Source organism: Leptospira wolbachii serovar Codice str. CDC (genome assembly GCF_000332515.2).
Lineage (GTDB): Bacteria > Spirochaetota > Leptospiria > Leptospirales > Leptospiraceae > Leptospira_A > Leptospira_A wolbachii.
The window spans coordinates 2154296-2167006 of sequence record NZ_AOGZ02000014.1 but is presented as its reverse complement, the minus strand read 5'-3'; the positions used below and the strand labels follow the sequence as shown (position 1 = coordinate 2167006).

Sequence of the window (12711 nt, the reverse complement as noted above, 5' to 3'; positions counted from 1 at the left end):
CCAAAGTATATGTTTTACGAAAAACATATTTTTGTCTGTGAAAACCAAAGGGCACCCGGCGAACGGGTGTCTTGCGGAAACCAAGGTTCTATCGAATTATTAAAACTCCTAAAACTAAAAGCGGCGAAGGCCGGAATCGAATATAAATTTCGAGTTCAAAAGTCTGGTTGCCTTGACCGGTGTGAACTTGGGCCCATCCAAGTGTCTTACCCCGAAGGGAAATGGTTTGCGATGAAAACAGAAGCCGATGTGGAAACTATTTTAGAATTTTATCTCAAAACAAACCAACCAGAAAAATACAAGCACCTAATCGTCGCAGACGATGCAGTAGCAGAATCTAACTAACAAATTTAGATTTGATTTGGAATGGATTTACTATTGAGATTATATCTATTATTTGTATAATAATATTTTAGAAACTCTATTTCGAGTTGCTAGTTTATCGATAATTCTGATAAAGAAAATCTTACCCGTTAACTCTTATGATAAATAACCTGAACAACTCCTGATTTAAATTTATTTGTTTCGATTAGGGTAAAATTGAGTCTTTCCTTTAAACCTTCAAACAATGGCTTCCCACTTCCTAATGCAATCGGATGAATCGAATTTCGATAAATGTCGATTAGGTTATGATTTATAAATGTTTTAATCAGACTAGCACCTCAGTAAAGCCAGATGTCTTTTCCATTCTGGTTTTTTATCTCTTCCACTTTTTTATAATATTTACATTAATATATTCAGCGTTATTATCTATTTTTGGCTGAGTTGAAAATACATATTTTTTCTTGGAATGAACTCCTTCCCAAAGTTTAATTTCAACTTCATTAGCATCGTTTGTTGGTTGGTAGTTCCCCCAGTTGTCATAACTAATCCGTCCATAAAAAATTGTATCAACTGTAGATAAGAACCCATCAAAGCTCATATCACCATCCATGATACACCAATCAATTTCCCCATTAGAACCTACAATAAACCCATCTAATGTTACAGCTAGATCTAATATAATTTTTCTCATATTGCCTTTTCTATTTTCTTTTTATTAGGTAATTAAACTTTTTTTTTGATAATTTTTTGATGCTCATCATAAAACAAGTTTCACATCAATTAATTTAATTATTTCAGATACCGCAATCATCCTCTTTTTCAAAAATCGTAACCCAACGAGGTAGTATTACCGAAATGTATTAATCATTTGGTATTGTAGGAATTTTGTAACTCGATGATAACAACGATTAAAGATTTTAGCCTACCATAAATATCTCCAACTTGAAGATTAAACAGCCTTGTAATCTAACAGCTATTTATACAAATTTAATGAGTTTGTTTCTAAGCATTTTTAATGTATGTTTATTTAGAAACTGATACAAATTATCCAGAACTTACTAGATGTTTAAGCTTCATTCCTTTGCGAGACTATGAACTTTTCCAGAGAAATTTTTATCAAAAGAGAGATTGGCTCGCGAGAATACGCAAACTGTGATAGAAGGAAACCATTGGGAGGCGGGTCTAGTTCCCCACCCTCTGATCGGGCGGGGATACTAATATCCAATCCTGTACTCACCCTTACCAAATCGCTACCAATTCCCCCTTGACCAAAATCAACTCTTCCGATCCCTTTGCCCACGTATGAAAAAAATTTCTCGTATCCTTACGATCACCTTTCTTTCTTTAGTGGGCATCCTTGTAGTGTTAGTCACGACTATTTATGCGTTAAGTTCAGCTCGTATGAACAAAACGTACACAGTAAACTCTGTTTCCATTCCGAAATTTTCCAAACCGATTGATATCGCCGAAGGGAAACGTCTTTACCAATCCAGAGGTTGCGGAGATTGCCACGACGTTGACGGAAGTGGAAGGACTTTTATAGAGGATCCGGCCCTTGGGACGTTTTCCGGTTCTAATCTAACATCGGGTAAAGGAGGAATCCTAGCTGATAGAACTGATGAAGAACTTGCTATTGCTATTCGTCACGGTGTTGGAAAAAATGGAAGGGCATTGCTGTTTATGCCTTCTACCGACTTCCAAGGAATCACCAATACGGATGTTGGAAAATTAATCGCCTTCCTTCGTTCTTCACCTGCTATCGACAAACCACAAGGAGAACTCAAAGCTGGACCACTAGGCAGGTTTCTTTTTTTAATTGGAGAAATACCGGTTTTTATTTCAGCAGAGATCATCAATCACGAAGCCACTCATTTGGCGAACATTACACCTTCAGTTTCTTTAGATTATGGAAAGTATGTAGCATCGACTTGTACGGGATGCCATGGTTTTAGTTTGAAAGGTGGTCCGATCCAAGGAGCTCCTCCCGAATGGCCACCAGCTCAAGACATCAGTAAAAATGGTTTAACACATTACACCGAATCAAGTTTCATTCAAACTGTCAGATCTGGAAAACGTCCCGATGGTTCAGAAATGAAATTTCCTATGCCTTGGAAAAGTTTGGGCCAATTGACCGATACCGAACTGAAGGCTCTTTGGTTGTATCTACAAACAATATAATCTTTTAAGTTTTAGAGATAAGTTCCCACTTCCTACTCTTTAATAAAACTCAGCTCCGTACCATCACTAAAGTCTTTGATGGTTTGGAACTGAGCCAGAGAATTTCCTTCCATCGATTTAGATAATTCAAATAAAAAACCCTTTGCCTTCAAAGTATGACTGCCAGGTGACCAAGTACCTTTAAATTCTCGAATCTCTTTTTCATTTAACTTTAATTTGGCGACAAAGTCTTGTCCGTTGCCTTGAATTTCAATCCCAACCGCTTGGGGTCCCGATTTCGGATTCCAATACATAGATGTCCACCTTCCCACGAAAGAAGTCGGCAACTCTTCTAAAGACATGGCTCTCTTTTTCACCTGGGCTTTGGGTTCATTCCAAAATACTGATACAAAATTAGAGTCTTTCGACTCTGAGCCAAATTCTGATTTGGAGCGAACAGTGTATAAAAACAAATCTCCCGAGTTCCCAGGGAAGGTTTCACTGAATGCAGTTTTTTTTGCGTCAACGTTGGAAACAAATTCCAGTTTTCCCGATTTTCCTGCCTTCACCTGTTTACGATAAATATAGTATTCAAAACTATCTTTGACAGAATCCCATCTTAGGTTAATGATTTTGTCTTTACCAATCGGATTTGATTTCACCTGTTTCGGTGGTAATAAAGTAATCCCACCTGCTCTTTTGGTAAGACCAGGATCTGTTTTTCCAAATACTACTTCACTAGGTTCCGCATAACCAAGATCATTTGCAGCAATGATTGTATATAAATATTGGTTTCCATTTTGAATGACTGGATCTGAATCCGTATAACTAGTTCCAGTAGTTTCAAACTGTCCAGACGGTTCCGCCCTTTCATCAAATCTGTATAAATAATAGGTTTTTGCCCCAGGAGCTGCATCCCAATTTAAAATAATCTTATTCGCATAATCACCACTAGTCGCAGCTAAATGACTCACTTGATTGGGTAATAAGGTTTGGTCGGCAACATCAATAGCCACTGCTTCACTCCAATCCCCTGTTGGTTTTGATTGCACAAGTGCATTGACTCGATAAAAATTGGATTCTCCTAGTTTGGGAGATGGATCAATAAAATTCGGAGTTTTGCTTGTTCCGATATTTTTCCATCTCAAAGAAGAATCAGAACGTGCAATAGTGTAACTTGTAGCCCCATCTAACTCAGACCAACTCAGTTCTACATTGGGTGTATTTCCATTCACGTAAACTGTTCCCATAAGGCCAGCCACTTGCCCAATGTTTCCATCTGACTGAGGTTCGGTAGCAGTAAAACCCTCTACCTCTAAAGAAGCAACAGAAACTTCTTCCGCGCCCACAGATATGATTCTATACATATATGTAGAGTTAGGTGATACATACAAATCGGTAAAACTTGGTTTATCCGAATACCCTAGATCATAAAATTCAGATTCTTCTTTTCTTTGGACCAAATAAGCAACTGCCAAATCTTGATGATTCCATGTTAATACAATTTTTGTATCAAATTCTCCTTTGGATACCTTGATTTCCGTTGGTGGAACAATCTGTTTTTTTACTGGTGCCACCACCGTTGGTGTGTTTTGCGGGGCCGGTTCATCAACAATGGCATAGGTTTCTTGCCCAACCTTGGCAAGCATAGAATAAGACACCCAACCAAATCCTTTATCACCCCAATTCGTTCCCCAGGAGTTTTGTAGCTTAAAGGCACCTTTTTTTCCGGATTTGGATTTTTTATTATCATCATAACCAACGATCGTCATGGCATGACCACCATAACTTTGACCACCATTCTCATCATAAATGGCAGAACCTTTTACTTTATAAAAGGCATCGTCAATGATCATTCCGACCATTACCACATTATTACTAGCTAACACCCGCTTAATTTCATCCGGGTTTTTATAGTTTAATCTAGAAAAGGATTTAATTTTGTATTTAAGAGCTTCTTTTTTAGAAATCTGCGACGGTTGAGAAAGATAATCTTTATCCGTGTATGGCATACTACTCCAAGGAGCGACACCACTAGACTTTAAAAACTCCATCGTTTTGTAATAATACAAACCTTTATCTTCACCCCCATTTTGTTGGTTGTAGATGAAAGCGGGAGAAAATACATTATTTCCCTTTCCGCCAGCAAAAGGAGGATCGTATTCTGAAACCTGTCCTTTATTTTTTAATAAATACGATTTGATTGCATAACCTGTAGCCCATGCCACACAACTATTTTGTCGACCTTGGTTCCCCACTGGTGGCATCTGTGATGATAAATCAATGGACTTTGGTAATTCCTCAAGTGAGTTAAAATCTCTTTTGAGAGGAATGCTATCCTGAATTTCTTTGGAACTAGGAATGTATCCACAAGAAAAAGTTCCGGGTTTACATCCAGGAGAACGTACACTACTCGGGTCAAATTCTTCTGCGAAAATTGCACTCGCAAACAAAAGTGACATTCCAACGCTCAGTCTGATTAGTTTTAAATTCATGGTTTCATCCTCTCTATGATTTGTATGATATTATTTTTTTGTTCCCAACTTGGTTCTTTACGTTCTTCCAAACGATAGTAAAACCTCGATTTGGTGGAACCTAACTGAAAAGAAACAAAGTTATAACTCACACCAGTGATTGTTTCTGTTGGTGGAGATTCAAAAGATAAGGATGCAAGTCCCGTCTTGGATAAATTTAACATCCAAGACTCGTAAACCTTGGATGAGATTTCCTTAGTTTCATTGAGGATTTGTTTGTTCGCACGAGATACTTTGCGTGTGAGTAAAATCTTTTTTTGTCCTGCAACGAGTCGGTATTGTTTTCCATACCGAAACTCAGGAGCCACTGCTCCAGAACTTTCTTCCCAAACAAGATCCATTGGTTTCCAATTCCCTTTTTGATTTTTTAGATTCCATCCTTGCGTTTGGACATTTTTTATTTTAGGGTTTGCCACAGCCATCAAGCCTGGAAACAAAACCAAACAAACGAAGGCAAAAAATTTTGAAAACGAAATCAAAGTGGATCGATCTCACCTCGTTTTCTTACGAAAACAAGACTTTTTTTCTGGAAAAACAGTGTTCGAAGGATTAACTGAAACTTATTGCTCGAAATACTAACTACTTCCAATTTCAGCTTTTAGCCATTTTTTCTCACCAATTGACTTCTTCATATTTTCAATGAGAGCCACAGTGATATTCGTATTGAGTTTCACCATATCGGGATCTTGCGCAAAAACAATCATTTCATCGATGAGGTAATCAATCAAATTCTCAATGGACTTTCTTCCCGAGGGGTCGGTCGCCATTGCCACAGTTGCTTGTGAGATCGCCGAATAAATGGTAAGGCTAATTTGTTTAGTTAAATTAGCCTGCATCTCTTTAGGGAGAAGAGAAATTGGTTTCATATTCGCAGAAACACGTTCCGATACTTCTGTCACTAAATTCTGAATTAATGCCTGTAAGTTGGGATTCTGGGCCGACTTGGCAATATTTTTGATCGCTACTTTTTTTAATTCATCTCTGTTTTGATCAATCGCATTCACCAATTGATCAAGAGAGTTTCCTGACTTCACTTCATTTTGTGTTTCCGTAAGGATCTGAATCGTAACAATATCGGAGATTTCTTCTTTGATGATATTGGAATAATACCGTAAAGTTCTGCTAATCAAATCATTTCCTAAAATTCGAGTGAATTGATTTGTTTGTAACATCAGATAAATTTTATAAACACGCACTAAACGGAAAAAACGGAACGGAGCAAGTGGAATGAGTCCTAAAACATCATACCAATGATAAATAGGATATAAAAACCAAGCTATATAGGTTTTATTTCGAATGGCAATGAGCCAACTAATAATAAATTCCGCTAAAAAGAAAAAGAGGAACGGTGCATCTAACAACAAATAGTTGTTTACTGGACTTCCATCCGATGAAATCGCACGGTAATAATTCAGCGCAAAATACTCTCTAAAGTGGGAATTAAAAAAATCAATTTTCTCTTCGAGAGATCGGTTCTGGTCTCGCCAAAACCAAGCAAAAGCCACCACTGTTGAAGGAATTCGGTCTCGGTTTAGCACAGGATCCAATTCTTGTCTAAGTTTTATATCTCGAGCCTTTGTTTTATGAGTTTGGTATTCGTTTTTGATACTGGTTTGGATTTCCGATAAAAATTTGGTTTGTCCCGACATTGCAAACGGATTGGTTTCCACAATCTCTAACATCCGTTTGTCCATTTTTTGAACAATAGAGATAATCTCTTTGGATTCGTTTGTCTCAACACTCAAACGGTTGATAAAAGCATATTTTTCAGATAGCTCGCTTAGATTTGTGATTTCATCTGTCTCTTCCAAAACACTAATAAAATCATTCAGTTGGACCAAGGTTTCTTCGACTTTTTTTCTACGCAGTTGGGCATCTTCCAATTGAATCGCCGATTCGAAGTTAGCGTATAAAGAATCAAATTTTTCATTTGATACTTGGGATTTTAAAGAAGTGAGAACTCTATAAATCTCTTCTCTTGTGATTTTTCGTTGGTTTTCTCTAAAACCATCATCTCTGAGTTGTGTGAGGTATTTTAAATCATCCACCAAATCTGTGTAATTCGTTGTCGTTCTATGGTTTTCAATTCCAAGAATTGGTTTGTCATATAATTCTAAAATTTCAGGGAACTTATGAAAGTAAAACGGACGTAGGCTCAAATAACTCAAATCAAAAACAATCAGGGCTAAGTTGCCGAGGACAACAAAGACCATGGTTATGTCCCAAAGTAATGGTATTCCCAGTTTGTGTTTTTTGATCAAATCCCAAGAAATCATAGATTCACCAAGGGTAGAAACACTACCCTTTCCTTTGTTTACATGTTACGGCGGTACTGACCCCCTACTTCATACAAAGCATGAGAGATTTGCCCTAAGGACGCCACTTTCACTGTTTCCAGTAACTCGTGAAAGATATTTTCTTTCGCACGAGCTACTTGTTTTAATTTTGTAATGGCCTCAGTGGTTTTGGCTCCATTTCGTTTTTGAAACGCCTTTAAATTTCCAATTTGTTGTTGTTTTTCCTCATCTGTTGAACGAATGACCTCACCTGGGATAACAGTCGGAGATCCATTGCTGTTGAGAAAAGTATTCACACCGATGATAGGATATTCACCGGTATGTTTTAAAGTTTCATAATGAAGGGATTCTTCTTGAATTTTATTTCTTTGGTACATTCGTTCCATCGCACCGAGCACTCCACCCCGTTCGGTCAATCGATTGAACTCTGTTAAGATGGCCTCTTCTACAAGGTTTGTAAGTTCTTCGATGATAAAAGCACCTTGCAATGGATTTTCATTTTTAGCAAGACCTAACTCCCGATTGATGATAAGCTGGATTGCCACAGCCCGACGAACCGATTCTTCTGTAGGAGTCGTAATGGCTTCATCATAGGCATTGGTGTGAAGGGAATTACAATTGTCATAAATTGCATATAACGCTTGTAATGTGGTTCTAATATCATTAAAATCAATTTCTTGAGAGTGAAGAGAACGACCTGATGTTTGGATATGGTATTTTAACATTTGGGAACGTTCATTGGCACGGTATTTGAACTTCATAGCTTTGGCCCAAATCCTACGTGCCACTCGACCAATCACAGAATACTCTGGATCAATTCCATTGGAAAAAAAGAAGGAAAGATTCGGAGCAAACTCATTGATATCCATTCCTCGACTTAAGTAGTACTCCACATAAGTAAATCCATTGGCCAAAGTAAAAGCCACTTGGGAAATGGGATTGGCGCCCGCTTCGGCAATATGGTAACCACTAATCGAAACCGAATAAAAATTTCGAACTGCATTTTGTATGAAGTGTTGTTGGATGTCCCCCATCATCTTTAAGGCAAATTCTGTGGAGAAAATACAAGTATTTTGGGCTTGGTCTTCTTTGAGTATGTCTGCTTGCACCGTTCCTCGAACTTGCGAAAGCGCATCTTTTTTTAGTTTCGCATACACATCCACTGGCAAAACTTCGTCTCCAGTGACTCCGAGAAGCATCAGCCCCAAACCATCGTTAGTCTCTGGTAAAGTTCCTCCGAAATTCGGAACCGGTTGTCCTTTGGATTCATAAATCTTTTTGATTTTGGATTGAATCTCTTCTGTTTTGCCTTCTGCACGAATGTATTTTTCACAAGCTTGATCAATGGCCGAATTCAAAAAGAAAGCAAGAACCATGGGGGCTGGTCCATTGATTGTCATCGATACAGAAGTGGAAGGATCACACAAATCAAACCCGGAATAAAGTTTTTTAGCATCATCGAGTGTGGCAACGTTCACACCAGAGTTTCCAATCTTTCCATAAATATCGGGACGAACATCCGGATCTTCCCCGTATAACGTGACTGAGTCGAAGGCTGTAGACAAACGTTTGGCAGGCATTCCCGAACTCAAATAATGAAAACGAAGGTTCGTTCTTTCCGGACCACCTTCCCCGGCAAACATACGAGTGGGATCTTCTCCACTTCGTTTGTAAGGATACACTCCCGCTGTATATGGAAAAAATCCGGGAAAGTTTTCTTGGTAGGACCAATGCAAAATATCACCCCAATCCACAAAACGAGGAGTGGCAATTTTGGGAATTTTCAAATGGCTGAGAGATACAGTATAATTATCTACTTTGATTTCTTTGCCACGAACAAAGTAGGAATACTGCTCCTTACGGAAGGATTCTAATTTTTCTAACCATGTATCGAGAATGTTTCGCGAATCGGGGGATAAAGCGTCCCATAACAACTGGTATTCGGATTCCAAGTCCGTTGTTGATTTTCCTTTTTTAGAAAGAACCGCAATGGCACCTTTCAGTTGATAGGCGGATCTTGCGGTCTCAGCTTCTTTCTGAATCCATTCTGCGTTTCGATCAATTTCTTCTTTGATTTCGGTCAAATACCGAACGCGATCGGGAGGAAGGACAACGGATGCCTCTCTTCCCATTTGGTTTTTTAAGTACTTTGATTTCCAATTCAATTGGCATTTTTCAATCACAACCCCAATCAAATGAGCGTAGAGTTCATCGGTTCCTGCGTCCTGGAACTGTGAGGCAATGGTTCCAAATACAGGCATCACATCAATCGGATCGTTAAATAAATTCCTGGAACGTTGGTATTGTTTTTTCACATCGCGGAGAGCATCGAGGGCTCCCCGTTTATCAAATTTGTTGATGGATATTACATCCGCATAATCGATCATATCAATTTTTTCTAACTGCGTGGCCGCACCATATTCTGGTGTCATGACGTATAACGAAACATCGGCGACTTCGGTAATTTCCGAATCACTTTGTCCAATGCCGGCAGTTTCTACAATGATGAGGTCATATCCTGCCGATTTTAAAATTTGAATGGCACCTTTGACACTCCGATTGAGGGCAATGTTTGCTTCTCTAGTCGCAAAGGATCTCATATAAACTTTTTCATTAAAAATCGAATTCATTCGAATCCGGTCACCAAGTAATGCCCCACCTGTTTTTCTTTTGGATGGATCTACCGATAGAATGGCAATAGTTTGGTTTGGAAAATCATGTAAGTAGCGACGAACAAGTTCATCTGTAAGAGAAGACTTACCAGCACCACCAGTTCCCGTGATTCCAAGAACCGGAATGTTTTTTTTAGGAGGAGGAAATTCTAAATTGATGGAGTAATTGGTTTTTTCTTGTAAAAGAGAAAATTCCATCTGTGTGATGGCTTGTCCCAGTGCTAAATAATTTTTCTTTTGGATTTGTGACGCCAAATCACCGTTAAATGACAATGGAGTAGGGAAATCTGATTTTTTGACCACATCGTTGATCATACCTTGCAGACCGAGAGTTCTTCCCTCATCAGGAGAATAGATATGAGCCACACCGTATTTATGAAGGACTTCAATTTCCGAAGGAAGGATGGTTCCACCACCACCACCAAACACGCGTATATGACCTGCCCCTTCCTTTTGTAAAAGGTCAATCATATATTGGAAGTATTCCACATGCCCACCTTGGTAACTCGTGATCGCTATTCCTTGGACATCTTCCTGGATGGCACATTGGACGATCTCTTGGACACTGCGATTGTGTCCCAAGTGGATTACTTCCACCCCACTTTGTTGCAAAATCCTCCTCATGATATTGATCGAGGCATCGTGGCCATCAAAGAGAGAGGCCGCCGTCACAAAGCGAATTTTGTTTTGGGGGGTATATGTAAGGATTTCGGTCGTCATAGAGAACAACGTTCTAGAATGATTGTTACGGGTTCAATTGTAAAATGTGACGGGAATGACATAGCTTTTAAAACTATGCCATATTTTTCCCAAAGGTCGAGACTAAAGTATTGATTCCGCCTTTTTCATCAGTTCCCGCACACGATTTTCCAGAATTTCTGTCAGCTCTTTGGCCGCTTTTTTCTCGGGGCCTGTCGGAAACTCAGAAGGGAGGATGGGTTTTCCAATCAGATAACGAATTTTTGTTTTGAACGCATCCCCTGTCAAGAAGGCCTTGGGTTTGGACATATTGGTCGCCCCCACAATTCCGGATGGAATGATGGGAACCCCGGCCCGAATGGCAAGTTTTGCCGCCATCGCCCGAAAGGATTGAATTTCCCCCGTCTCCGAACGTGAACCTTCGGGATAGATGGAAAGGAGTTCCCCTTCTTTCATTAGGTCGACCATATAGGTTTCTAATTTTTCGTAATAGTCCATAACCGCCCGTTTGTCCATTTCAGACTCTTTGGCAGCATTGCGGATGATGGGCATACTCCCCCAATTGATTAGGTTCTTTTTCACCACTCCCCCGAGAGAATTTAACAAAACTTCAATGACCGGTTTTGTCAGACTGAGTGGCGGGTATTGGAAGGGGGAGTTTTTGTGATTGATGATGGCCATGATCTCCTCTTGCGGATGGAAGAGTTCATATTTGCCTAAATAGACGATTTTACGATCGGCAAAGGCCCCCTGAACAGCAATGTCCAAATAATCTGTATGATTGGAGATAATGAGGGCCCCACCAGATTCGGGAATATTTTCGGATCCAACGACTCTGACATCATAAATGAGCTCAAGGAGGTTACGGAGGATGGTTTTGGGAACTTCCCGGGGGATCACAAAGAGACTTTCTAGTATATCAGAGGCGTTTTGGTTTGAATCCATAGAAACATCACATATTTCAAAATAAAACTTTATGAAATCAAGTTGGATTTTCATCTTAGATGGAAATTCCTATGAAAGAACTCCTCCTAGCACAGAACTCCCTTTGGTTCTCCCCCCTACCTCTGGATTCCCTACACAATTGGGATCCAACATTCGGTGGAATCTTCCTTACGATTTCGACAATCTGCCATTACTTGGGGGGAAGTAGTTTTTTCCTGGGTCTGATTTCGTTTGTTTATATTTACTTTCGACCCAAACTCGCCTTCGAATTATCTCTAGGACTCCTCACTTCGGCCGTGATGGTTTCTCTCTTAAAGTTTTATTTTGAAAGTCCAAGGCCTTTTCCCTACCCAGAAGCTTTTGATGAAAAGGCATTCGGTTTGCCATCTGGACATGTTTATTCAGCGGTAGTCGTCTGGGGATTGTTAGCATATAGGATTCCCAAACTTTGGTTTCGGATTTTGTCCATCCTAATTATAATATGTATGCCACTTTCCAGAATGTATCTTAAAGTTCATTATTTAGGAGATGTTAGTTTCGGATTTGGATTGGGAGTTGTTCACTTAATCTTTCTTTTATTTTTACTAAACAAATTCTATCATAAGGATTCCATTCAAGCATTCCTTCAAACAGACAAATACCGAACCATAGGTTTACTTGGAATTGTTGTTACACTCTCCCCTATTTCTCTGGATTCTCCTTTTCTTTCGGTAGAACACCACCATAGTTTGTCTGGAGTGCTTATGGCCAGTGGTGCCCTTGCTGGTTTTTGGTTAGGAGTTCTATTTTATCCGAGATTTAGTAAACCACAATTTCTAGATTGGACTCTTCCTAAATTTAGTTTCTCATTCGGAACCCAAGAATTCCGCATTTTTTGGAATACGGTTCTTATTCGCTTGTTAGTATTAGTCATAGTGATCTCGTTACTCTATGTGCTGCCAGGGATTCTTATCAAAAAATCTATTTGGAAAGATGATTTGTTTTTGAGATACATCCGTTACTTAGTCGTCGGATTTGCACTCGTGGTCATCGTTCCTTTGGTTCTGCAAAAAATCCAAAAAGGAAAGTTTTTGCAAAACTAAT

The 12711-nt window shown here is 39.2% G+C and carries 10 protein-coding genes; 3 read left to right on the top strand and 7 right to left on the bottom strand.

The genetic code is table 11. The features are described from left to right. Window positions 1-9: 9 nt before the first annotated feature. Window positions 10-345 (top strand): (2Fe-2S) ferredoxin domain-containing protein, encoded by a 336-nt coding sequence (locus LEP1GSC195_RS15695; protein WP_015680680.1) that lies wholly within the window; start codon window positions 10-12, stop codon window positions 343-345. 128 nt (window positions 346-473) lie between these two features. Here LEP1GSC195_RS15695 and LEP1GSC195_RS20310 read toward each other — a convergent pair whose 3' ends face one another. Beyond that, window positions 474-650 carry a dihydrofolate reductase family protein gene (locus tag LEP1GSC195_RS20310; protein ID WP_408605944.1) on the bottom strand — a complete coding sequence of 59 codons (177 nt, stop codon included), beginning with the start codon at window positions 648-650 and terminating at the stop codon, window positions 474-476. A gap of 47 nt (window positions 651-697) precedes the next feature. Next, window positions 698-1015: a dihydrofolate reductase family protein gene (locus LEP1GSC195_RS19875; protein ID WP_198012786.1), complete on the bottom strand. Its 318-nt coding sequence runs from the start codon at window positions 1013-1015 to the stop codon at window positions 698-700. A 710-nt stretch (window positions 1016-1725) separates the two neighbouring features. On the opposite strand from LEP1GSC195_RS19875, the gene LEP1GSC195_RS15680 reads away from it, so the two are divergent. Further along, window positions 1726-2502 carry a c-type cytochrome gene (locus tag LEP1GSC195_RS15680; RefSeq protein ID WP_040507193.1) on the top strand — a complete coding sequence of 259 codons (777 nt, stop codon included), beginning with the start codon at window positions 1726-1728 and terminating at the stop codon, window positions 2500-2502. 32 nt (window positions 2503-2534) lie between these two features. Here the strand turns inward: LEP1GSC195_RS15680 and LEP1GSC195_RS15675 are convergent, their stop codons facing one another. From LEP1GSC195_RS15675 to LEP1GSC195_RS15655, 5 genes are all read right to left on the bottom strand, one after another. Then, window positions 2535-4976, bottom strand: coding sequence for a C1 family peptidase (locus LEP1GSC195_RS15675; RefSeq protein WP_015682739.1), 2442 nt, complete (start codon window positions 4974-4976; stop codon window positions 2535-2537). Further along, a complete protein-coding gene (locus LEP1GSC195_RS15670; RefSeq protein ID WP_015681762.1) occupies window positions 4973-5494 on the bottom strand; it encodes a hypothetical protein in 522 nt (173 codons plus the stop codon). Before LEP1GSC195_RS15670 ends, LEP1GSC195_RS15675 begins: the two co-directional genes overlap by 4 nt. 96 nt (window positions 5495-5590) lie before the next feature. Next, the gene (locus LEP1GSC195_RS15665) at window positions 5591-7291 is read right to left on the bottom strand and encodes a hypothetical protein (protein ID WP_015682445.1); all 1701 of its coding nucleotides are present in this window, start codon (window positions 7289-7291) and stop codon (window positions 5591-5593) included. Window positions 7292-7329: 38 nt separating this feature from the next. Beyond that, entirely contained in the window at window positions 7330-10704 is a 3375-nt protein-coding gene (locus tag LEP1GSC195_RS15660) for a methylmalonyl-CoA mutase family protein (protein ID WP_015681474.1), read from the bottom strand. Between the two features lie 102 nt (window positions 10705-10806). Continuing rightward, window positions 10807-11628: a lysophospholipid acyltransferase family protein gene (locus tag LEP1GSC195_RS15655; RefSeq protein ID WP_198012810.1), complete on the bottom strand. Its 822-nt coding sequence runs from the start codon at window positions 11626-11628 to the stop codon at window positions 10807-10809. A 71-nt stretch (window positions 11629-11699) separates the two neighbouring features. Here LEP1GSC195_RS15655 and LEP1GSC195_RS15650 point away from each other — a divergent pair, with 71 nt between their 5' ends. Beyond that, window positions 11700-12710 (top strand): phosphatase PAP2 family protein, encoded by a 1011-nt coding sequence (locus LEP1GSC195_RS15650; RefSeq protein WP_198012785.1) that lies wholly within the window; start codon window positions 11700-11702, stop codon window positions 12708-12710. Window position 12711: the final 1 nt, after the last annotated feature.

What these genes read in the sequence shown, in the direction of transcription:
- LEP1GSC195_RS15695 (WP_015680680.1), top strand. Translation starts at nt 10, where the DNA reads ATGTTTTACGAAAAACATATTTTTGTCTGTGAAAACCAAAGGGCACCC.
- LEP1GSC195_RS19875 (WP_198012786.1), bottom strand. Translation starts at nt 1,015, where the DNA reads ATGAGAAAAATTATATTAGATCTAGCTGTAACATTAGATGGGTTTATT.
- LEP1GSC195_RS15680 (WP_040507193.1), top strand. Translation starts at nt 1,726, where the DNA reads ATGAACAAAACGTACACAGTAAACTCTGTTTCCATTCCGAAATTTTCC.
- LEP1GSC195_RS15675 (WP_015682739.1), bottom strand. Translation starts at nt 4,976, where the DNA reads ATGAATTTAAAACTAATCAGACTGAGCGTTGGAATGTCACTTTTGTTT.
- LEP1GSC195_RS15665 (WP_015682445.1), bottom strand. Translation starts at nt 7,291, where the DNA reads ATGATTTCTTGGGATTTGATCAAAAAACACAAACTGGGAATACCATTA.
- LEP1GSC195_RS15660 (WP_015681474.1), bottom strand. Translation starts at nt 10,704, where the DNA reads ATGACGACCGAAATCCTTACATATACCCCCCAAAACAAAATTCGCTTT.
- LEP1GSC195_RS15655 (WP_198012810.1), bottom strand. Translation starts at nt 11,628, where the DNA reads ATGGATTCAAACCAAAACGCCTCTGATATACTAGAAAGTCTCTTTGTG.
- LEP1GSC195_RS15650 (WP_198012785.1), top strand. Translation starts at nt 11,700, where the DNA reads ATGAAAGAACTCCTCCTAGCACAGAACTCCCTTTGGTTCTCCCCCCTA.